The organism is Paenibacillus sp. BIC5C1 (assembly GCF_032399705.1).
In the GTDB taxonomy this organism is placed as follows: Bacteria; Bacillota; Bacilli; order Paenibacillales; family Paenibacillaceae; genus Paenibacillus; species Paenibacillus taichungensis_A.
The window spans coordinates 4,227,474-4,248,002 of the sequence record NZ_CP135922.1 but is presented as its reverse complement, the minus strand read 5'-3'; the positions used below and the strand labels follow the sequence as shown (position 1 = coordinate 4,248,002).

Here is a 20,529-nt window from a genome sequence, read left to right as displayed (position 1 = left end):
CCATGATTAACAAGAAACGTATAGCCAAAACAGCAACAGCTTTGCTGACAGCAGCAATGCTCATTCAGGCCGTTCCGGCTCATGCTGATTCAGTTCATGTGGCCAAAGAGGGGGATACCTTCTACACCTTATCCAAACAATATGGAGTTGGACTTAACGCTCTTATTAAAGCTAATAATGACATTTCAGCTTACAACATTTATGGTGGTTTGAAAATCACGATCCCTGGTAAAACAACGAACACAGCTTCTGCTGCAGCAGCTAAAACGGTAACTGCCGCAAGCCTTGACGTTAATGCAGATAGTAAAGTTGTACAAGCCTGGGGAAAAACGTTTGATTACAGCAAAACTGTTGACGTCAAAGCAACGGCATACTCTTCTGATGCTTCTGAAAATGGAGGATGGGGTGCTGTAGATTACTTCGGCAATCCGCTTGAACTGGGCACGATCGCAGTAGACCCGAGTATCATTCCATTGGGTACAAAGGTACTGGTGACAGGTCATACACATCCAGGACTGCCCAAACAGGCATTCGTCGCTACGGCTCGTGATGTGGGTGGTGCCATTAAAGGGCACAAGATTGATATCTTTATTCCTGGCAGCAAGCAATCCGTAAATACCTTTGGTATTCAGGATGTTGAACTTTACATTTTGAAATAAAATCAAAGATTAGCTGCACATCATCATATGTGACTCCAACTACATCTAAATTAAACAATAAAGGGTGTTCTTCAATCACGATATCGTGATTGAAGAACACCCTTTTGTAAAATCCGACTTCTGAATTCCTTGACCTATTTACCCTTTGGCAGTTCCAACATTTCGTCCAAAGTCACCAGCTCATACCCGCGGTTTCGCAATTCCTCGATAACTTCAGGCAACGCCTCGATGGACCCATTTAGCTTCGATCCTACACCTCCACCTGCATGCTGAAGCACAATGGAACCCGGTTTGACGGCGGACAGGATGTTTTGTTTGACTTCCTCTTTGGTGAGGCCCTTCCAGTCCAGAGAATCGACGTTCCAGTTCACAATGCTGTAATGTTGTTTAGCAGCCCATTGCAGCTGTTGCTCGTTAATGTCACCATAAGGTGGACGAATCATTTTGGGAGTGTAACCCACCAGATTCCGAATAATGTCCCCGGTATGTAAGATTTGTTTGCGAAATGCATTCATGGATAACTTACTGAACTCCGGGTGATTGTAGCTGTGATTGCCAACAATATGCCCTTCCTTCACCATGCGTTTCACTAAATCCGGATGTTTCTCAGCGCGATGTCCCACGATGAAAAACGTAGCCCGCACCTTGTATTTTTTTAAAATATCCAGCACCTGCGGGGTGAAACGGGGATCAGGTACGTCATCAAAAGTCAGAGCAACCTTTTTTGTTGAGGGGCCATTGGTTTTGAACGTATCTGCATATTTCTGTCTGAGTTGTCCCAGCGTCAACTGTTCTTCTTCAGGAGAATCAGATTTCGAAGCAGGTTCGGTTTGCGGGCTTGAAGAAGCCCATAACTGAGCAGGAGCATAACTTCCTCCCAGAAGAATGACCATGATGGATAACATGATGAGGCGTATACGCATGTTCGTGCCTCCTTTTCCCAAATTGCGTTCTCTATGGTATGCCCGGGGCCATCCGTATTTATGCATGATGTGAGATGTTTCACTGCTGATTCATTAAATTGGAGCCATAATTCCACCATTACATATTACATATTTAAAAGGACAGGTGGAGCAGGATGAGTACATACGATTTAAACTCCGTTCGTTTACAGGTGATTGAGGCAGGGGAAGACAAAGTGTTTATGGTAACTGGAGGTAGATCACATATTGGAGCAGTAGCCACATTTTATCCAGACCGTGAACGAGTGAGTGGGGCTACAGTCCATATTCCAGGGCATAAAGAACAAGAACTGTGTGAGAGATTAGCACGTAAGGCTGCCCTTCATTTAAAGGTAACCGTTACCGTAGTGATGGGGATTCACTTTGATGCAATTACGCGGATGCAGATTGATGAGATTGTGCAGACTGCAGAGAAACTGCTTGATGAAGAGCTGTGCCAAACGGGTCGATTGATTCAATAGTTCCATATAGGCTAGGCAGGCTAAAATCGTTTTTTATGATTTTTTTTGTTAAAATTGAAACGAGTAGAACATTGCCACGTATGTATGATTATATACAAGGATGAACTATCGACTAGGAGGAATACCATAATGTCCATTTTCAAAAGATTGCGCGATTTAACGATGTCTAACATTAACTCTATTATTGACAAGGCAGAAGATCCGATCAAAATGACGGATCAATATATTCGGGATATGCAGGAAGATCTGGAAGATGCAGAAAAAGCTGTTGCTGCACAGATCGCCATCGAGAAAAAATTCAAGCAGCTGTTTGAAGAACAGGAAGCTCTCGTGAAGAAACGTGAGGAGCAAGCACATACAGCAGCGCGTGCACAGAATATGGATTTGGCACGTCGGGCATTGGAAGAGAAGAAGGTCGCTGAAGAGAAGATGGCCGAATACAAAACAAGCTATGACCAAAACAAGGCTTCTGCCGATAACCTTCGTGGCAAGCTGGACGAAATGCGAAAACAATTAACGCAAATGAAAAACAAACGTGAAACATTGGTTGCACGCTACAACGCGGCAAAAGCTCAAACCGAAATCAACAAGGCGCTGAACGGATTTGGCTCCGACACTGCAAGTGCCGGTATGAAGCGTATGGAAGAGAAAATGATGCAGATGGAAGCTCAGGCCGAAGCCAGCAATGAGATGTCGTCCAAAGGAAAATCGCTGGATGATGAGTTCGAGAAGTTGGGCAAAGATCAGGCTGTTGAGGATGAACTGGCAGCGTTGATGAAGCAATACGAAAATAAGAACTAAAACCTTGTAAGCAAGCAGGGGCACCAGCGGAGGAGAGACCAGCGTTTCTCCTTCGCTTTTAATTGCGGTTCATGTTGAGATGTGGGGGCTATGTAAATGGATTTGAACATTTTGGCAATGCTGGTCTGGACGTTATCGGGTTCGGTTTTGCTGTTTGTCTTGATGTATGTGGATTCTTTGTTTACAAAATATAAGGATTTTGCCGAAGTGAAGGCGGGCAATATGGCCGTTACGACACGTATGGTTATGAAGCTGTTTGCTCAGGGATATGTACTCGCCACCTCCATTTCGACAGCGGGTCATCTTGGAGAAGCGCTGCTCGTATCCGTTGTTTCATTTATCATTTTGCTGATCCTGGAGAGCGTGGTTCACTTTATGATTCGGAGATGGGCCAACCTGGATCTGGATACGGGAATACAGCAGGGCAAGACAGGTTATGGTTTGTTCTCAGGTGCACTACATATCGTGGGCGCATTAATTATTGCAGCTTGTTTATAAGATAAAGAACAGGAGTAATGGGTATGAGTGTGTGGAAACGGATTAAAGGGATAATAGCCAAACCTGAACCGCCTAAGGTAGAGAAAACAATGCTTCAGCTGGCGCCTGGTGATATCTGTGAGGTTTCGCTGGTCACCTATGAAGTTGTTGGGCGGGTACATCATCGAGCGCGAAATGCAGCTGTCCTCACGTTGCAGGATGGTACGGCAATCCGACATTTGCATATTGAAGAACGGGAAATGACCCGGTATGCCCTCTATACACCAATTGATGGCCGTCTCGATGCACCAGATGAGGTGCCTACGTTGCTGGATTTGGATGGACGTGCGTATCATCTGGAGGAAGAATACGGAGGAATGGTAACCACTGCAGGCAGGACACCCTATGGTCAGGCTGGGGAACAATTAGTATGGCAATATCAGTCTGATGATAACATGCTATTGCGTGTGGAGTGGCAAGACAGAAGATTTACGCTGTATGAGGGTGAGTCCATTCTTCCTGCGGATATCAAAGTGATTCGTTCGAGCTAGGAGAGGTTCCAATGAAAAAGCGCTTGGCACATGGATTAAAATTAATGCTGGTCCTCAGCCTTGTGATGTCCCTGCTGTCCGCGTGCGGAGCACCTTCCGTTCAGGACACATATCCGCTTGAATCGGTCAGCGGCAGTGGTAATACGACATCCTATGTGTACCGAGCTGCCGATCGCACCGTTCCAGAGGTTGCTCAGGAATTATCTGAACAGCGGAAGCCGGATCAGATCTCGGCGGAAAATACAGAGCGGATGTTCCTGGTGTATCAGGACCAGTATTATCATTTGCAGCAAGACCCGAATAACGCGGAAGACACCTTGGTTGAGGTGGATTCAAAGGAATATGTTCGGCAGAATTATGATTCGTCCTTTTTGCAAGGGTACTTAACCGCAACATTAATCGGTAATTTGTTTGATTCGTTCGGGGGTAGAGGGGCAGGTACGTATCGGGGGTATACGAACAAGGACACGTATAAGCCAAGGGAAGGATCCTATCGGACACCGACGAGCAGCGATAAAAAGGTTGCTCCCCCGATTACCGTTGACCGAAAAGGATCGATTACCCGTCGTGGCAGCGATAAGGATTCAAGCGTAGGCTCCGGTGGAGGATTATTCAGCCGGAATAAGGAACAAAGCAAAGGCACAATTGATCGTAATAAAAGTAGTGGCGGCCTTGGAGGATTATTTGACTCACCGAAGAGTTCCTATAAAAAGCCCAAAACGAGGGTTGGCGGCGGCCGAATTATGAGGCGTAGGTAGCACTTCTCATGAATGGGACCCGCAATATTAAAGCATTAGCAGAAGAACAGTGAAAAGGTAAGGTGGAGCGAGCTATGCCACTGAACATGACCTTGGATGCTGTTCTTTTTGTTTTACGATTTGCGGACATGATGAGACTTTCGAACACGAGGAATGGTTGCGGCAGGTTGTTTGCGAATCCAGCGGATATAAGGAGCGATGCGCTCATCTTTCCTTAGCGCCTGTATCTCGGTTAAACCTAAGGTAATAATATCGCGATTCGTATATAGAGAATGAATTTGTTTGTGGCAAGGGATACAGAGATCGGCAGTAGGCATGTGTGTTCCGCCCATTTCTTTAGGTGTCAGGTGATGAACTGTTGTCTCGACAGGCTCCCTTCCACATAATTCGCATCGTTGGTTCAATAAGATCAGCTCCTTTTCTCTTACATATTATGGACTGACGATTCGTCTTTCATGTGAATGGGATGTTGGAGAGTACTTGTCATGACCTAGCTTTCGGGCTACACTTTTTAAATATGAACAAATGACTCAGGGAGGTTCTATCACCATTGAAAATAAATTCACATTCAACGGATATGACGACTTCGAAATTTATCCGTAAAGCTATACAAGTAACGGATGCGCAGGCGAAAGTTGCTGCTCATGTCGGTTTGGGTTCAACAGAAAAAGTAACACTTGAGCAAGCACATGGTCGAACGCTTGCTGAGACGATTCATGCTCCCCATCCTTACCCATTCTTTCGTCGTTCCGGAATGGATGGATTCGCGATTCTGAGTTCGGATACGATTGAAGCATCCAGCGAGCAGCAGATTTGGCTTCGTATCATTGATGAAATTCCATGCGGGTATACATCGGATCTTACGATTACATCAGGTACAGCTGCTCGGATCATGACAGGAGCTCAGGTGCCGGAAGGTGCAGATGCTGTTGTTATGATGGAGATGACTGAAAGTAAAGAAGAGCATGGGGAACAATGGATTGCTCTTAAGCGCCATATTCAGCCTGATGCTAACATTACGCCAATTGGATTGGAAGTTCATGAGGGCCAATTGCTGCTGGAAGCAGGAACGATTATTCAGGCAGGTGAACAATCCGTGCTGGCGACATTCGGCGTAGGTCAAGTGCCTGTATACAAACGCCCCAAGGTAGCCATTTTTGCAACAGGTACAGAGTTGTTGGAGGTGGACGAGCCATTGCAACCTGGCCGTATTCGGAACAGTAACAGCTATATGCTTCGTTCTCTGGTCGTTGAAGCGGGGGGTGAGCCGGTTATGTATGGTTCGATTGCTGATGATGTAGATACGGCACGTATGAAGCTTACAGAAGCGCTTGAACATAATGATATGGTGGTCACAACAGGTGGGGTATCGGTTGGGGATTATGATATTATGGGTGACCTGGTTCGGGAAGGGAATATGGAGATGCTGTTTAACAAAGTGACCATGCGTCCCGGCAGTGTTACGACGGCTGCTGTGGTTAATGACAAGCTGCTATTTGCACTTTCGGGCAATCCGGGGGCTTGTTTTGTCGGCTTTGAGTTATTTGTTCGGCCAACGATTCGTACGATGCAGGCTGATGCTCATCCATATTTGGAAGAATGGACAGCGATATTGGATGATGACTATACGAAGGTCAACAATTTCACGCGCTTTGTACGCGGACGGACAGAGATACGAAACGGAAGGGTGTATGCTAAACCTTCAGCATCGCGTGTGGACGAATCCAGTGTCATGATTACTATTAAAGATAGCGACTGCCTGATCATTGTTCCGCCTGAGAAAAAAGGCATTCCTGCTGGTGAACAGGTTCAAATTCTCAGACTTCCCACGGGTCATGTCAGGTAGGTCATACATGTCTGAAATAAGCAGCAGTTCACCATATATCATGCAGATTGTTGGATATAAAAACACAGGCAAAAGCACCTTAATTGCTGCACTTACTCGCTACCTTACTTCTGCTGGACGAAGAGTGGCTGTAATTAAACATGATGGACATGATCATTTTGAGATGGATCACGAAGGAACCGATTCCTACGGCTTTGCTCAAGCAGGGGCCGATGCAGTCGTTGTTATGTCGGAGAAACGTACCGCACTCATTGAAAGACAAGCGACTTCGTTGGAAGACATGATAAAATATCTATCAGCGTACGACTGGATTCTCATTGAGGGATACAAACAAGCGCCATATCCCAAATTAGTCATGCTCCGTGAAGAAAAAGACTTTTCTCTGATCGAGACGTTACAGGATGTAATTGGGATTGTTTCATGGCTGGTGCATGATAAGAAAGAATATATGGAGGTAAGAGAAAACCTCGTTTGGCATTCTGTTCTTGAGACAGGGGACATAGCAAGATGGCTGGTTTCGCTTGAGCGTCACGAAGAAAAAAGAAAATTATGACGAAATAATTATTATGTAAACTAATGAAATGAAATGTAAGGAAAAGAGTATGTTTTATTAATTTTGCGAAGCAATAAATATGAAGAAGCGATCCTTTCAAGACATTCTCTTGGAAGAATCGCTTTTTTAAGTTACCTTGTAATGAATCTAATGAATCTGCATGCTGAGTTGCATCAATAGGCTACATCCCATCATCTGTACGACGTTCAATCGCTTCAGACATCGTTTTATCCGTGAGGTGCGCGTAAATTTCGGTTGTTTCCGTAGAAGCGTGTCCAAGCTGTTCCTTCGTTTTATAGATATCATTTTGCAAATAATAGTCGGTCGCAAAAGAATGGCGCAATTTATGCACAGTCAGGTACGGCTTGCCAAATTGTTTGGCGTACTTCATGATCATGGCCTGTATGGCTCGTTTGGTCATCCGACTTCCTTCCGACTCTCCATTGCGAAGAGCGATAAACAAGCCTTTTTCCCGTTTGGGTGTGCGGTAACGTGACTGGCGCAGATTGATATAGGTTGCGAGTTCATCCTTGGCTTGTTCTCTAAAATACACTGGCGTCTTAAACGTCTCATCATTATTACCTTTGCGATATACATACAGCAGCTTATTGTTGAGGTCCAGATCATCCACGTTCAGGTTCACCACTTCAGATACACGCAGACCCGAATTCAGAATGAGGCTGGCGATGCAGGCATCTCGTTCTTTGTTTAGGTCATGCGAGTAAATCGCCTGTTTGTTCTTTTCCATATCCACGGCATATCCTTCAAGGATGTATCCGATAAACTCCAGTAACTCTTCTTCCTCCAGAAGTTTACCCTTTAGTTTGGCTGCTGTATCTTTGGGTTTATGGGTACGTTTGATCTCAATCTTCGCCATAATATTTCGTTTCAGCAGGGGGTAGAAATCTTCGTCTTCCGCAATCTGACTTAAATAATGAAAGAGTGAACGCAGAGAAGAAAGCTTGCGGGAAACCGTGATTCTGGAGTTGGCTCCTTCACGCTTGGTGGCCAAAAATAATCGATATGATGTCACTGATTCCATTCGAAGGACTTCCAGTTCAAGCAATGTAACTTCCTTATTGGAGCTTGCTTCGGATAATCCTTCCGCGCGTAACCAGCCAAAGAAGGCTTCATAATCCCTTAAATATTCAAGCAAAGTTGAAGGAGATAAATCGGGTAATTTATAGTCAATGAATTGCTGAACGAACCAAGGCATGGAAGGCAGTTTGTCATCCAGCTTGCGTCGGTCAATCTCTTTTTGCACATTGGTCAAGTTCGGCACCCCCATGTTAAAATAATTTCTAAAATATGCTATATCCTAGTTTACCATATTTAGATCGTCACAGCCTGTTCACGGAACCGGAATAACACACATCTATCTTCCTTGCCCTTGGCGATGTAAAGCTTTAAAGTATGAGTTATAAGTAGAGCAGAGGAGGTGAACCGGATGAATATAAAAATAGAGCTGGTTCCCCGGGAACGCAGTCAGGTGATTCGGCACTTAATGCAATTTTATCTGTATGATTTTACTAGATATTTGAATATTGATGTGGATAGTAACGGTATTTTCCCGGAGTATCCCGGATTGGACGCTTTTTGGTCAGAAGAAGACCGTAAGTTTCCTTTTTTGATTACGAGTGATGAGGCACCAGCAGGGTTTGCATTAGTAGAGCGTTGTGAACCAGGCGGCAAAGATAATGACTACTATTTGACTGAGTTTTTTGTAATGCAAAAATATCGGCGTAGTGGAGTGGGCACCCGGGCAGCTTATGAGCTGTTTGGACGTTTTCCAGGAAGGTGGAAAGTAACCCAGGTTCGCAACAATGTCATTGCTCAGGCATTCTGGCGAAAAATCATAGGGGAATATACGGGAGGACGCTTCCGTGAGAAATTTCATCCTGAACTGGGGAACCCGAGTCAGTTTTTCGTAACCTGATTCAACGGGTGTATCCGTGTTGGAGTAAATAAAGTAAGATGAACAAGTGGGAGTAATACCCAACATAAGGGTAATACATACCGAGGACTACTTTGTACTATAAGAACTTTCATTATCTGTAACCAAATTCACGAAGCTTGGAGGAAATGATCCATGGAACTGCGTAATTACGGAAACACTGGCATGAAAGTAAGTACACTTGGGTTTGGTGGAGCGGAGATCGGCAAGAACGTATCCAAAGCAGATGTAGAAACATTGCTTAACAGTGCGTTGGATGCAGGGTTAAACGTCATTGATACGGCTGAATGTTATGGGGATAGTGAAGAGTTAATTGGAGACGTGCTATCACATCGCAGAGACGATTATTATTTATTTACCAAATGTGGACATGCCGCTGGGATAGATGGCCCAGATTGGGACGCCAAAGTATTAGAGCAGACGATTGACCGTAGTCTTCGTAGACTAAGAACGGAATACGTTGATGTAATCCATCTTCATAGCTGCTCTGAAGAAGTACTTCGGCAAGGAGCAGTCATAGAAGTGCTGCAACGAGTCAAGGAAGCCGGGAAAACAAGATTTATTGGATATAGTGGCGATACGACAGATGCACTTTATGCGATTCAGACAGGTGTGTTCGACAGCTTGGAAACCTCGCTGAACATTGCCGATCAGGAAGCCATCGATCTGACGCTGCCAGAAGCGAGAAAGAGAAATATGGGTGTTATTGCCAAACGCCCCATTGCCAATGCGGCATGGACGTATGACTCGCTTCCGGAAGAAGCATATCCCTTTGTATACTGGAAGCGCTTGAATGAACTTGGTTATGGATTTCTGAGCGAAGATGCACAATCAGCCGTTGAAACGGCATTACGTTTTACGCTCAGTACAGAAGGGGTAGACACGGCAATTGTGGGTACAGCCAAACCTAACCGTTGGCAGCAAAATGCCGATCTTGTCGCCAAAGGAGCTCTGAGTAAGGAGTTATACGACGAGATTAGAGAACGGTGGAAAGAAGTAGCGGGAACTGATTGGACTGGACGAACTTGATTCTTTCATCTATAAAATTAGCGTGATTATCCCCAAGTCGCCTCAAAGGCGGCTTTTTTTATTCGCAACAACCTAATATTTTCACTATATGAAAAATTCACAAAAATAAAAGATAAAAGCGTATTAGTTATATCTATGGAGAGGGGGTGGTTCCTCCAGATTTCCATCCAAGAATTAAGGGGGAATTTAATCGTGAAACTTCAAACATCAACTCAATGCACCCTGTCTTCGAGCATTATATTATTATTTCAGTATATGAAAAATTCACAATAGTAAGATCAATTTACGCTCCCCAGTTCATATCTGCATCTCCACCACATCATCACACCAGCTCGTTATAACGAACTGCTTTATCCTAAGCTCAATGTCAACACTGATTTGTAATTAATATTGCGAGATTTAGAGGTTAAATGGGATGGGTGAAATAAATGCAAAACAAATCTACGGAAAAGCAAAAATAAATCCCTATGCGAGGCTGTGCGCCCGCGTAGGGATTTGTTAGGCTCATATACTTAGAGCGATTTATAGTCACGAATAATGACATCTATGACATGCTTTCCCCAATTCGAGGCTTCCGAGCCTTGTTCATTCCAATCGTAGGAGATAAGTGCTTTCCACAAAGCCCAACCACGGGCACGATCAACCGTGTCTTGGTCAACATTCATGCAGCTTAGGAATATCTCACGACTTACATCATCAAAAAAGTTCCAGGCCATCACAAGATCACTGGAAGGATCGCCCACGCCCATAGTTCCAAAATCAATAACTCCGCATAATCGTCCATCTTGCACGAGCAGATTACCTACTGCAACATCACCATGCAGCCATAACGGTGCAGCTTGATATTTCGTTGCCAGAGCAAGCTCCCATATTTCAGTCATGAGTTTTGTATCGTAATGGCCAGATACCTTTTCAATTACGGTCCTTGTATCTGTATCATAAACCGCTAAGTCCCCGCCGCGATGAAAATTTTGAATGCCTGCGGGTATGCCATGACTACCATCAATGGCTTCGAGTTCTCTCAGAAATGTAGCGAGTTCTTCGGCAAAAACGCTTAGGTCGAGTACGTTGATATGCGTGACAGTCTCGCCTGCAATCCATTGGTTGATTGACCAGGGAAGGGGATAGTCATCCGAAGGTTCACCTTTTGCAATGGGAGCTGGAATGGGCAAGGACAGCTGAGGTTTGAAAACTGGAAGCCACTTCAGTTCTTTTTCTACAGCAGAGGCGTAACGTTCGTGACTTGGTAAACGAATCGTCATTTCGTCACCTAATCGATAGGTACGGTTATCATGCCCGCTTTTTTCTACAGGTGTTATCGTTAAGCCTTTCCACTTCGGAAATTGACTATCAATTAATTGACGTACCAATTCAATCGTAATTTCAATCATGTACTCGCCTCATTTTCTATTAAATGGGTGGGTTCTAACGTTAGTACATAAATTTTAACAATTTGTCTTGATCTTATCAAAGGGAGAAAATCGTCCAAAACAAAATGAGGAGGGCCGAACCTGGGAGGCCACTAAAATAGCGGTTTTTAGTAGCTGGAAACCTTGTTGGTGAGTGTGAGATCACAGGTTTTTATCCCTTGACATAAAATGTCATTATAAAGATAATAATTGTAACTTTGGAAGAGAGAGGAGAAATATAAACCGAACCCAGGTTTGATATGAATGCATATGTAAGCGTAATAATTTCGGTTGTACCTCACATAATTATCACTTTAAAGGAGTGTAGTCATGTACGATAAAATCGTAGACATTTTGTGCACTATCAAAGAAGACCAACCGGAACTACGCGAATCCCTGTCCCCAGCAACGGAACTCAATAACGATATTGGTCTCGATTCCCTGCAAATGATTCAGTTTATGCTCAAAGTCGAGGATCAGTTAAACGTAATCATTGACTATGACGAATTTGATTATGAACATCTCCAGTCGATCGACACATTTATGACCTTTCTGAAAAGCTGCCAGTCGCAAGAGCAATCATTGTATGAAGATGTCCAGAAGTGAGGCCAGGGGGGTTCCAGCGATCGTTATGGGGACGTTTGACCCCGAAACGAGATGGAGAGATCCGAACTTAGCCAAGTTACCCGCCATGCCTGATCAGGACCGGGAAACCATTGTCCTATGTATGGACGAGCTGTTATTTCCATTTTGCGAGCCTGACGATATCCACTACACCCGCTGCAAAATCGATCCAAAACTGTACGAGTATCTGAACGGGTTAGGTTTTTCTTTTCATAACCGTTACCACTTTGATTTGAACGATGAGAAGAGCTACCTACCGGAACCGGACGTATTCAAGCAGTGCATGTTCAGTCTTGCTTCAGACAGTCGACAGTGTGAAGAAATATTGACCCACAACGTAAAACATCTATCTCCATATGCCATTACGGCTGATACAGCGCGGTACATGCATGTTGCTGGATCATTGGGTTCTTTGCCGGACCTTGAGACGGTTAAACATGTGAATTCCAAATTCTACTCCAACCGACTCCTGACCAAAATCGGAGAGCAGTGTTATGGTACGGAAGTGAATAGTGTAGCAGAAGTACAGGCTGTCGGAAACACGTTGCTGAAGCGAGGGGCGTATTTGCTAAAAGATCCATTTGGCGTTTCCGGCAAGGGCAACCTGCTCATTGAAAATGAAGCCATGCAGCGAAGGATAGGAGAGCACCTGGAAAAGCAGGAGAGAAGGGGGATGCGCTCGCAATTTCTACTGGAACCACTACTGAGAAAAGAACTTGATTTCAGCTCACACTGGTTCATTCATACGAACGGTGAGAGGGAGTTTCTTTCGGTTCAGCGCATGTTGAATCAGCAGCAGAATTACGGCGGTTCTATTAGAGCAGATGAAGTTTTGCTTCTTCTGCTGGAGAACGCGGGTTATTTCGATACAATGGAAAAGGCACTTCGGATATTATTTGAAGATGGATACCATGGTTTCGTTTGCTTCGATTCCATGATTCTGGAGGACGGGGGTATCGTGCCCATTGTAGAGATTAACGCCCGCCAATCCATGGGTCTTATTAATACTTACCTTGACAAAGGATGGGAAATGTACGGCTACAGTGGCCTGCTTACCTTTCTGTCTCTCGGTCTACCTGAAGGCTTCACATTTGAAAGTCTAATGGACACTCTGCATGTATCTGGTCTTCTATTCAGCGGGCAAGGTAAGTATGGAATTGTACCTATTTCCTCTAACACCTTAATGGTGAATGGTATTATGACCTCTCGGCGAAAATCCGAGGGAATTCAGAGTCATCGCGGAATGCCGAAGGGACGACTGTATATCTCGGTGGTGGGCCGTGACGAAGAACATCGCAGTGAACTGATCGTAAGCCTGAGGCAGGTACTCGCCGACTTGTCCATTAAAGTGTACAACTAAATCTGTAATGCGGAGGCTGCGCATGAATTCATCTTCGGTTACCCTGCTTGCTTCGGGCAATTCGCTTGGTGCATACATTCCGGCTATGCATCTGCATACGTACCTGCAAGATAGAGGTGTTAAAACAGGCATTCACGTGCTGGAGAATCTGTATCATGAAGAAATCAGGTCCAAGATTAATTCTACCAAAAAAGCATTTCATGCCGATTTCTCCGTTGCCCTTATGGGACATAAGCTGGCCAAGCCTGTAGATTCTTCCCTAAATGAAGCAGAAGTTCAGTTCCTGTTGGAATCCTGGTTACGTGATGGCGTGTCCCAGTTTGCTGTGTTTACCGGTTTTTGGCTCCCGATCCTGGAGAGGTACAAATCCATTGCGCACACGTCTCTGGATATTCAACTGATCCGTTTGGATGCGTGCGATACGCCATCGTTTAAAGTACACAAGTCCTTGTATCCGGATTACGATAATGTCTGGCTTTACGAGCCTTCAAGGTTGTCTCCAGATTGCTATATTGCCTCAGATGAAAAGGAGCTCCTGCCTTATGCACAGCGTGACGGACGCATTTTGATCCATGGCGGCGGCTGGGGGATAGGAACGTACGCGTCAACGATTAGTGAGCTTCGCCAACTTGGTTATTTGCTGAATGTGATTGTCTACGATGCTTCAGAGGTGGAGGAGGACGATGGAAGCACACGCTACTTCGGTACAGATGCTTCATGGAATCCGTGGAGTCGGGATGCCCAAGGGCGGCATTCGTTTCCACCAATGAACCGATATGTGCGTGAAGAAGGCATTCTTCGGGCAATTCCGCTGCGTAATTACTCTGATTACACGGATATGATGCGCAATTGCGCTGCCATTATCAGCAAGCCGGGAGGAGCAACATTGAACGATTCGTTGTCCTACGGAATACCTTTTGTTATGTTGGAGCCTTTCGGCGACCATGAGCTTCAGAATTCAAACTATTGGCAGTCCTGTGGTTTTGGTATCCGGTTCGCAGAATGGAAAGCTCTACACTACTCGGAACAACATCTCGAAGAGCTGTACAGACGTTTGCTGGAGCAGCGATCAAAAATCAATCAATTGGGGAGGAAAACGTATGCAGCCGAAAACAGCAGTTACGTTTGATAAGCTGACATTCCAAAATATGAAAAGAACCCTCGTTCCGCTCGCAGAAACGGGAAGGAAACGCCGGGAGGACCCGACGTATGCCGCGCCCGTGCCTTATGAGATCGGAATCAAGCTTAATAACGGCTGTAACCTGCGCTGCAAGCATTGTTTTGAATGGAATCCAGATGGTTTTCATCACGGCTTTGCCAGTGAAGTGAAGAGAGACGAAATCGAGATTCCCGTCGTGGAGAAACTGCTCGCCGAAACGAGAGAACGCAAATCACGTGTGTTCCTGTGGGGCGGAGAACCGCTATTTTACTCCAAGTTCGATGAACTGGCAGAACTGCTGGCCAAGGAAGACCGGCATACGACCATTTGTACAAACGCGATTCTCATTGAACAAAAGCTGGATTCCATTTTGAAAATGTCTAAGAATTTAGTCATGCTGGTTAGCCTGGAAGGATTCGAGAAGGAGAATGACGCGATTCGGGGCAAAGGCACATTCAAAAAAGTAATTCATGCCATACAGCTGCTGCTAGATCTTCAAAAGCAGGGCTTGTACAAAGGTAAAGTGTCCGTTGCTCTGACCGTAAATGACCAGATGGTTGATCAGCTGTATAGCTTGATGGAATTCTTTGAAGAGTTGGGCGTTGATTCCGTGTACTTCTGCTTCCCATGGTACATCCCTTCCGATACGGCGGAAAAAATGGATACCTACTTTGATGCGCACTTTCCGCACCTTGCCTCCCGCTTTGCAAGCGACCACAAGAACAGCTGGCACTCGTTCACTTTTCACATTTCACCAGATCGTTACGATACATTAATTGAGGAATTTAAACGAGTTAATTCACGAGTGTGGAATGTACGTATCCGCTATCAGCCTGCGTTGGAGCCCGAAGAAGTAGAAGGTTTTATTCGAGGTAGTGAAAAGCCGGCCATGAATCGGACCAAGTGTTTCTCGATCTCGAACCGGATGGACGTGATGCCAGACGGTAAGGTCAATCCATGCAAATTTTTTCCGGAATTCAGTGTCGGTAATTTATATGAAGAAAGTGTGGCCGATATTTTCCATGGTGAGGATCTGCGAAAACAACGCGAGATTCTGGCCTGCGGTTTGACACCGATTTGCTCGAAATGCGTGCTTCTGTATAACAACGGAGTTTAATCGCTTTAACTTTAAGCGCCAATAAGGGAAAACATGCAATCATTCAGGAGGAGCGGGGATGGACTTTATCCGTGTACGAGAACTGCACAAATCGTTTGTATATTACCGGAAAGAAGCAGGACTCAAACATTCACTGAAAAACTTGTTTGCTCGCAAATCACTTGTGAAGGAAGCGGTTAAATCCGTTTCCTTTGATATCGGCCCCGGGGAGTGCGTTGGATTTCTGGGTCCGAACGGAGCAGGTAAAACCACGACGCTCAAAATGTTGTCGGGTATTCTATATCCCACAAGTGGAGAAGCCGACGTCCTTGGTTATGTACCTTGGGAGCGAAAGAACGAGTTCAAACGGCTGTTCTCCATTGTAATGGGTCAGAAAAATCAACTTTGGTGGGACCTTCCTGCCAGCGATTCGATTTATTTGAACAAATGTATATATGACGTCGAGGATGATCTCTATCGTCGAAGTCTTGCCGAACTATCAGAGATGCTTGATGTGCAAGACTTGCTGGATGTACAGGTTCGCAGGCTGTCCTTGGGCGAACGTATGAAAATGGAGCTAATCGCAGCTCTAATCCACCGACCAAAGCTGCTGTATCTTGACGAGCCAACGATCGGCCTGGATTTCCCTTCGCAGAAGAGGGTGCGGGAATTTCTGAAATATTATAATGAGCAGTTTGGTGCCACGGTTCTGCTGACGAGCCACTACATGAAGGACGTGGAGGACCTGTGCAAGCGGACAATCATCATTAACGAAGGAAGTCTTCTGTATGACGGAGATCTTCATAAGATAAATGATCTGTTTGGCGAGCATAAAATTGTAAAGTTGCAGTTCTCGGAGCCGGTTGCCGAGCAGCGTCTGGCCAAATTTGGGAAAATGATCAGCGCAGACGAATACAGTGTTGTTCTGGAGCTGCCCAAACACCGTCTAAAAGAAGTGTCGCGTGCTGTGCTTGATTCGTTTCCAATCGTTGACTGGACGATTGAGGACGTACCGATCGAAGAGAGTATCTCCATGCTCTACCAAAAGGAATCGGTCGGATGAATGGACGCAAATTGTATACGGCTGTTTTTTCGATGGGTGTACAGCAATCGATGGAATACCGATTTCACTTCTTTCTCGGTCTTCTCGGAGCTGCGTTTCCGATTCTTGTTCAATATTTTATATGGACAGCGGTGTACCAACATTCCGGCGAAACGGCGCTATTCTCGTATTCATATAATCAGATCATATTGTATACAATCTTGGCTGGCCTGGTATCCAAACTGATCGCCACCCAGTTCGAGCACCAGATCGTCGATGATATCAAGAACGGCGGCCTCAACAAGTATTTGATCAAACCGGTTAGTTACTTCGGATATCGGCTAGTATCCTTTTTCGGACAGAAGGCGATCTATTACGGCGTTACAGCTGTGCTGCTCGTCGGGATTATCTGGATCTCATCTGCCAGTGGTGTGCTTGACTTCCAGGTCATACGGATGATCTTATTCGTCGTCACGCTGTCCGGGGCGCTTTTGCTCAATTTCCTGATTTCCTACTGCATCTGTGCAAGTGCTTTTTATCTGAACGAAATCTCTTATTTTTTCGTCATTACGAGTCTGCTTGTGAATATTCTGAGCGGAGGTATGTTCCCGTTGGAGATTTTTGGGGATTCGATAGTGGAGGCACTTCAGTACACGCCGTTTCCGTATACCATTTATTTTCCAGTCAATGTACTTAGCGGCAAAACGGAAGTGGCGGCGATGTATCAAGGATTGCTCATCCAGTGCGGGTGGATACTTCTGTTTTTATGGCTATCTCGTCTCACGTGGCGCATATCCATGAAGAAATATTCAGCGGTTGGGGGGTAGCGGAGATCCCATATGTTTAGAACCATGAGAAAATACGCACATTTGTATGGTATGTTCATCAAAAATTGTCTCATTGCCCAGATGGAGTTTCGGGGCAATTTCATGATGAGCCTGCTGGTGGAATCCGTCTACCTGCTCGCCAAACTGTTATATGTACTCGTTGTGTTCCGCACCGATCTTCACGTCGACGGCATACCGCCAGAAGGGTTGCTTCTATTTATAGGCATGCACACCGTGGTGACAGGAATGTATGTCGGGCTATTTTTCACCAATTTTACGAAAATTCCGGAATATATTAAGGACGGGTCACTTGATCTAATGCTAACGAAGCCGGTTTCACTTCAATTTATGGCTTCCTTGCGTTATGTCGATCTGGCGCTGCCAATCCCTGATATTTTAGTTGGTTTCGTCATGATTGGCATTGGCTGGCATGCTATGGACATACCTCTGACGTTTCTCCAGCTTGCTGGATTTGTGTTGCTGTTATTCGTCTCTGTTATCATCACATACTGTCTAATGATTATCCCTGCATTGCTGTCATTTCGATTCGTTCAGACCGGCTCTGCATCGGAGATTGCCCATTCCGCCTGGGACGCCAACAATTTTCCAATGGCAATATACCCAACTTGGGTCCGGCGGATCGGTACCTTTGTCATTCCACTGTTCCTGATTACCAATTTCGGACCGATGTTCCTGCTAGGACAGCTCAGCTGGCTCTATACAGGACTGGCGCTGGTCGCTTCGCTCATACTCTTCACAATTATACGATTGCTCTGGAAACAGGCTGTGAAGGGATATAGTAGTGCAAGCAGTTAAGGGGGAGAAAGAATGAATGCCGTACAGCTGCCGGTGTTAAATCCGCCGCTTAAAGGATTTCTGCGCTGGGCTTACACGCTTTCGATTACCAGTGCACATGAGGAAACGATTCCTTGGTATTACAGTAATTTCATTCAGTTGTCCTGCAAGAAAACCTTTCTGGAGGATGGCAGACAGTTTTATATCGATTTTTTTCGGGGCAAACCCAACGAACTGAATTTCAACAATCCATTTCTGCTCACATGCTCTGTGAATTATACGATATTGGAGCATTTGGCGCTGGACGCCTGGCCCCAATTTTTCGCGGATCAGATTCGCAGCGGCTATTATTGTGTCGTGTTTTTGGACGAAGCCAAGCTACCGCCAGCGGCGGCCTATCAGCAGGAACCGTTTCCTCATCATCTTTTTCTATACGGTTTCCATTGGGAGAGACGTGTTTTTGATGCTTCCATGTTCGACCACACGGGAGTGTACCGCAATGTACAGATTCCGTTCACGGAGTTCCTGGATGCTGTCCAATCCATGAGACATCTGCTGAGAGAAGGGCTTACCGCGGATCATCACACTTATTTTTACAAATATGAGCCGCATTCTCCTTATCCTTTTGATAAAATTGTAGCACTCGACCAACTGCATGATTATCTGAACGGAGAGACTCATCTGAATCGCATTAATTACATTCCTGATGACGAACAGGCTTTCGGAATTGACGTCTACGACTATTTGCAAATGTACTATGATGCGGTAGAGAGCAACGATCCTCGTCTTGGTGACCGTAATGATGTGAGGCATCTTCATGTGCTCTGGGAGCACAAAAAAATGATGAGTGAACGGATTGCCTACTTGATAGATGAGGGAGTGATTCCCTACGACGAAGAACTGGTGAATGGTTATCAGGATATAACCACCAGGGCAATGAAGCTAAGGGATCAATACATCCGTCATGAAATTCGTGAAGACAAAGCCGTGTTTGCGAAGGTAAAACTCCGGTTCGAGCAATTCCGCAAGGAAGAGCCCGTTCTGCTGCAAAGACTGATTTCATTGCTCGAAAAGTAAATAAAGAAGGCTATTCCTTTGGGAGGAACAGCCTTCTTTATTTATATTCATAGGCTACACGTTAGCCTTATTATGATTCTTTATGACTTATTTAAACTTGAAATCATCATCCGTCAGAGGTTCTACATTCAGAGTCCGAATATACCCATTGCCTTTTTTAGAGAAAAAGTCATGCTGCTTGGTATGTGTACTGATGCCATTTAACACAATCGGATTAACTTCCTCGTCATCAAATAATGGCTCAAACCCGAGGTTCATCATCGCTTTATTAGCGTTATAACGAAGGAAGGTTTCCACTTCTTCGGTCAAATGAATAGGTGTATATAATTCCTCCGTATATTGCAACTCATTTTGATGAAGAAGCTGTACTAGATCAACTAGACTTTGGTACACATCGTTCCGCTGGGTTTCATCAAAGCTTGCGTATATTTCCTGGGCCAACACGCCCACATATACACCATGAATACTTTCATCCCGCAGAATCAGATCTATGATCTCACCACTGCATGTGAGTTTGCCTTGTCCGGCTAAATAGAGCGGATAGAAAAATCCGCTGTAAAACAAATAACTTTCCAAAAGAACGGAAGCAGCCATTGCCATATACAGATCTTTTGAAGTTTCAATGTTCATGTAATACTGACGTATAACCGTCGCTTTGGTTTGCAGATATGGGTTTTCTTCCACCCATTTAAATACACTGTCGATTTCTTCGGTTGATGCCAATGTGGTAAAAATACTGCTGTATGATTTCGCATGAATTTGTTCCATCATTGCCATAAAACTAAGTACGGCCTTGCGTTGCAGTCCATCGACATGCTCCATAATCTGCGGCATACCTACACCGCCCTGGATCGTATCCAGAAGGGTCAGGCCTCCCAAAACTTTCATATAAGCGTCTTTTTCTATGTCACTGAGCATGCCCCAGGTCATTTTATCATCGGATAAAGGAATCTCGTCATCGGTCCAAAATTGCATAATATTCTGATTCCAGAACATCAGTGTGAAATCATCATCCGCCCGATTCCAGTTCACAGCTTGAATTGCCGGCATGGTATATCAAACTCCAATCGTCATACCCAAAAGGGAATT

General features: G+C 45.0%; 23 protein-coding genes. 18 read left to right on the top strand and 5 right to left on the bottom strand.

The window, feature by feature from the left end; all coding sequences use genetic code 11:
• Positions 1 to 2: 2 nt before the first annotated feature.
• Positions 3 to 659 carry a 3D domain-containing protein gene (locus RS891_RS18830; protein WP_113054489.1) on the top strand — a complete coding sequence of 219 codons (657 nt, stop codon included), beginning with the start codon at positions 3 to 5 and terminating at the stop codon, positions 657 to 659.
• Between the two features lie 134 nt (positions 660 to 793).
• Here the strand turns inward: RS891_RS18830 and RS891_RS18825 are convergent, their stop codons facing one another.
• Positions 794 to 1,582: a polysaccharide deacetylase family protein gene (locus RS891_RS18825; RefSeq protein WP_113054488.1), complete on the bottom strand. Its 789-nt coding sequence runs from the start codon at positions 1,580 to 1,582 to the stop codon at positions 794 to 796.
• A gap of 155 nt (positions 1,583 to 1,737) precedes the next feature.
• On the opposite strand from RS891_RS18825, the gene RS891_RS18820 reads away from it, so the two are divergent.
• The 5 genes from RS891_RS18820 to RS891_RS18800 all read left to right on the top strand — a co-directional run bounded on the left by RS891_RS18820 (position 1,738) and on the right by RS891_RS18800 (position 4,669).
• Positions 1,738 to 2,082 (top strand): prenylated flavin chaperone LpdD, encoded by a 345-nt coding sequence (locus tag RS891_RS18820; RefSeq protein ID WP_113054487.1) that lies wholly within the window; start codon positions 1,738 to 1,740, stop codon positions 2,080 to 2,082.
• A gap of 129 nt (positions 2,083 to 2,211) precedes the next feature.
• Positions 2,212 to 2,883, top strand: coding sequence for a PspA/IM30 family protein (locus RS891_RS18815; protein ID WP_024634017.1), 672 nt, complete (start codon positions 2,212 to 2,214; stop codon positions 2,881 to 2,883).
• Positions 2,884 to 2,979: 96 nt separating this feature from the next.
• Positions 2,980 to 3,381, top strand: coding sequence for a DUF350 domain-containing protein (locus RS891_RS18810; protein WP_063562809.1), 402 nt, complete (start codon positions 2,980 to 2,982; stop codon positions 3,379 to 3,381).
• A 23-nt stretch (positions 3,382 to 3,404) separates the two neighbouring features.
• Positions 3,405 to 3,911, top strand: a complete 507-nt coding sequence (locus tag RS891_RS18805) for a DUF4178 domain-containing protein (RefSeq protein WP_076289146.1) — start codon at positions 3,405 to 3,407, stop codon at positions 3,909 to 3,911.
• Between the two features lie 11 nt (positions 3,912 to 3,922).
• A complete protein-coding gene (locus RS891_RS18800) occupies positions 3,923 to 4,669 on the top strand; it encodes a DUF4247 domain-containing protein (RefSeq protein WP_113054486.1) in 747 nt (248 codons plus the stop codon).
• Positions 4,670 to 4,782: 113 nt separating this feature from the next.
• On the opposite strand, the gene RS891_RS18795 is transcribed toward RS891_RS18800, so the two are convergent.
• Positions 4,783 to 5,073: an HNH endonuclease gene (locus RS891_RS18795; RefSeq protein ID WP_315792858.1), complete on the bottom strand. Its 291-nt coding sequence runs from the start codon at positions 5,071 to 5,073 to the stop codon at positions 4,783 to 4,785.
• 173 nt (positions 5,074 to 5,246) lie between these two features.
• On the opposite strand from RS891_RS18795, the gene glp reads away from it, so the two are divergent.
• Complete coding sequence (gene glp, locus RS891_RS18790) at positions 5,247 to 6,515, top strand: molybdopterin molybdotransferase MoeA (protein ID WP_113054562.1); 1,269 nt, start codon at positions 5,247 to 5,249, stop codon at positions 6,513 to 6,515.
• Between the two features lie 7 nt (positions 6,516 to 6,522).
• Positions 6,523 to 7,068: a molybdopterin-guanine dinucleotide biosynthesis protein B gene (gene mobB / locus RS891_RS18785; RefSeq protein WP_315792857.1), complete on the top strand. Its 546-nt coding sequence runs from the start codon at positions 6,523 to 6,525 to the stop codon at positions 7,066 to 7,068.
• 181 nt (positions 7,069 to 7,249) lie between these two features.
• Here mobB and xerS read toward each other — a convergent pair whose 3' ends face one another.
• Positions 7,250 to 8,356 carry a tyrosine recombinase XerS gene (gene xerS, locus RS891_RS18780; RefSeq protein ID WP_113054484.1) on the bottom strand — a complete coding sequence of 369 codons (1,107 nt, stop codon included), beginning with the start codon at positions 8,354 to 8,356 and terminating at the stop codon, positions 7,250 to 7,252.
• 159 nt (positions 8,357 to 8,515) lie between these two features.
• Between xerS and RS891_RS18775 the strand changes: the two genes are divergently transcribed.
• A complete protein-coding gene (locus RS891_RS18775; RefSeq protein ID WP_315792856.1) occupies positions 8,516 to 9,004 on the top strand; it encodes a GNAT family N-acetyltransferase in 489 nt (162 codons plus the stop codon).
• Positions 9,005 to 9,157: 153 nt separating this feature from the next.
• A complete protein-coding gene (locus tag RS891_RS18770) occupies positions 9,158 to 10,051 on the top strand; it encodes an aldo/keto reductase (protein WP_315792855.1) in 894 nt (297 codons plus the stop codon).
• 512 nt (positions 10,052 to 10,563) lie between these two features.
• On the opposite strand, the gene RS891_RS18765 is transcribed toward RS891_RS18770, so the two are convergent.
• Entirely contained in the window at positions 10,564 to 11,442 is an 879-nt protein-coding gene (locus RS891_RS18765; RefSeq protein WP_315792854.1) for an aminoglycoside phosphotransferase family protein, read from the bottom strand.
• A 348-nt stretch (positions 11,443 to 11,790) separates the two neighbouring features.
• Between RS891_RS18765 and RS891_RS18760 the strand changes: the two genes are divergently transcribed.
• Genes RS891_RS18760 through RS891_RS18725 form a run of 8 tightly spaced genes read left to right on the top strand, consistent with a single transcriptional unit; the run spans position 11,791 to position 19,440 of the window.
• The gene (locus RS891_RS18760; RefSeq protein ID WP_315792853.1) at positions 11,791 to 12,066 is read left to right on the top strand and encodes a phosphopantetheine-binding protein; all 276 of its coding nucleotides are present in this window, start codon (positions 11,791 to 11,793) and stop codon (positions 12,064 to 12,066) included.
• Positions 12,047 to 13,444 (top strand): hypothetical protein, encoded by a 1,398-nt coding sequence (locus RS891_RS18755; RefSeq protein WP_315792852.1) that lies wholly within the window; start codon positions 12,047 to 12,049, stop codon positions 13,442 to 13,444. Before RS891_RS18760 ends, RS891_RS18755 begins: the two co-directional genes overlap by 20 nt.
• 22 nt (positions 13,445 to 13,466) lie before the next feature.
• Complete coding sequence (locus RS891_RS18750; RefSeq protein WP_315792851.1) at positions 13,467 to 14,573, top strand: glycosyltransferase family protein; 1,107 nt, start codon at positions 13,467 to 13,469, stop codon at positions 14,571 to 14,573.
• Entirely contained in the window at positions 14,545 to 15,720 is a 1,176-nt protein-coding gene (locus RS891_RS18745; protein ID WP_113054478.1) for a radical SAM protein, read from the top strand. The genes RS891_RS18750 and RS891_RS18745 overlap by 29 nt, the downstream gene beginning before the upstream one ends.
• 58 nt (positions 15,721 to 15,778) lie before the next feature.
• A complete protein-coding gene (locus tag RS891_RS18740; protein ID WP_113054477.1) occupies positions 15,779 to 16,762 on the top strand; it encodes an ABC transporter ATP-binding protein in 984 nt (327 codons plus the stop codon).
• Positions 16,759 to 17,568: an ABC transporter permease gene (locus tag RS891_RS18735; protein ID WP_315792850.1), complete on the top strand. Its 810-nt coding sequence runs from the start codon at positions 16,759 to 16,761 to the stop codon at positions 17,566 to 17,568. The genes RS891_RS18740 and RS891_RS18735 overlap by 4 nt, the downstream gene beginning before the upstream one ends.
• Before the next feature lie 12 nt (positions 17,569 to 17,580).
• A complete protein-coding gene (locus RS891_RS18730; protein WP_315792849.1) occupies positions 17,581 to 18,384 on the top strand; it encodes an ABC transporter permease in 804 nt (267 codons plus the stop codon).
• 12 nt (positions 18,385 to 18,396) lie between these two features.
• Positions 18,397 to 19,440, top strand: coding sequence for a hypothetical protein (locus RS891_RS18725; protein ID WP_315792848.1), 1,044 nt, complete (start codon positions 18,397 to 18,399; stop codon positions 19,438 to 19,440).
• Positions 19,441 to 19,527: 87 nt separating this feature from the next.
• On the opposite strand, the gene nrdF is transcribed toward RS891_RS18725, so the two are convergent.
• Positions 19,528 to 20,490, bottom strand: coding sequence for a class 1b ribonucleoside-diphosphate reductase subunit beta (nrdF, locus tag RS891_RS18720; protein WP_315792847.1), 963 nt, complete (start codon positions 20,488 to 20,490; stop codon positions 19,528 to 19,530).
• Positions 20,491 to 20,529: the final 39 nt, after the last annotated feature.

Bases quoted from the DNA above. Each gene is read 5' to 3' on its own strand.
- xerS (WP_113054484.1), bottom strand. From the start codon at position 8,356: ATGGGGGTGCCGAACTTGACCAATGTGCAAAAAGAGATTGACCGACGC.
- RS891_RS18750 (WP_315792851.1), top strand. From the start codon at position 13,467: ATGAATTCATCTTCGGTTACCCTGCTTGCTTCGGGCAATTCGCTTGGT.
- RS891_RS18735 (WP_315792850.1), top strand. From the start codon at position 16,759: ATGAATGGACGCAAATTGTATACGGCTGTTTTTTCGATGGGTGTACAG.
- RS891_RS18820 (WP_113054487.1), top strand. From the start codon at position 1,738: ATGAGTACATACGATTTAAACTCCGTTCGTTTACAGGTGATTGAGGCA.
- RS891_RS18770 (WP_315792855.1), top strand. From the start codon at position 9,158: ATGGAACTGCGTAATTACGGAAACACTGGCATGAAAGTAAGTACACTT.
- RS891_RS18755 (WP_315792852.1), top strand. From the start codon at position 12,047: ATGAAGATGTCCAGAAGTGAGGCCAGGGGGGTTCCAGCGATCGTTATG.
- RS891_RS18830 (WP_113054489.1), top strand. From the start codon at position 3: ATGATTAACAAGAAACGTATAGCCAAAACAGCAACAGCTTTGCTGACA.
- RS891_RS18805 (WP_076289146.1), top strand. From the start codon at position 3,405: ATGAGTGTGTGGAAACGGATTAAAGGGATAATAGCCAAACCTGAACCG.
- RS891_RS18730 (WP_315792849.1), top strand. From the start codon at position 17,581: ATGTTTAGAACCATGAGAAAATACGCACATTTGTATGGTATGTTCATC.
- RS891_RS18760 (WP_315792853.1), top strand. From the start codon at position 11,791: ATGTACGATAAAATCGTAGACATTTTGTGCACTATCAAAGAAGACCAA.
- RS891_RS18800 (WP_113054486.1), top strand. From the start codon at position 3,923: ATGAAAAAGCGCTTGGCACATGGATTAAAATTAATGCTGGTCCTCAGC.
- RS891_RS18825 (WP_113054488.1), bottom strand. From the start codon at position 1,582: ATGCGTATACGCCTCATCATGTTATCCATCATGGTCATTCTTCTGGGA.
- glp (WP_113054562.1), top strand. From the start codon at position 5,247: ATGACGACTTCGAAATTTATCCGTAAAGCTATACAAGTAACGGATGCG.
- mobB (WP_315792857.1), top strand. From the start codon at position 6,523: ATGTCTGAAATAAGCAGCAGTTCACCATATATCATGCAGATTGTTGGA.
- RS891_RS18745 (WP_113054478.1), top strand. From the start codon at position 14,545: ATGCAGCCGAAAACAGCAGTTACGTTTGATAAGCTGACATTCCAAAAT.
- RS891_RS18765 (WP_315792854.1), bottom strand. From the start codon at position 11,442: ATGATTGAAATTACGATTGAATTGGTACGTCAATTAATTGATAGTCAA.
- RS891_RS18810 (WP_063562809.1), top strand. From the start codon at position 2,980: ATGGATTTGAACATTTTGGCAATGCTGGTCTGGACGTTATCGGGTTCG.
- RS891_RS18740 (WP_113054477.1), top strand. From the start codon at position 15,779: ATGGACTTTATCCGTGTACGAGAACTGCACAAATCGTTTGTATATTAC.
- RS891_RS18725 (WP_315792848.1), top strand. From the start codon at position 18,397: ATGAATGCCGTACAGCTGCCGGTGTTAAATCCGCCGCTTAAAGGATTT.
- RS891_RS18775 (WP_315792856.1), top strand. From the start codon at position 8,516: ATGAATATAAAAATAGAGCTGGTTCCCCGGGAACGCAGTCAGGTGATT.
- RS891_RS18815 (WP_024634017.1), top strand. From the start codon at position 2,212: ATGTCCATTTTCAAAAGATTGCGCGATTTAACGATGTCTAACATTAAC.
- nrdF (WP_315792847.1), bottom strand. From the start codon at position 20,490: ATGCCGGCAATTCAAGCTGTGAACTGGAATCGGGCGGATGATGATTTC.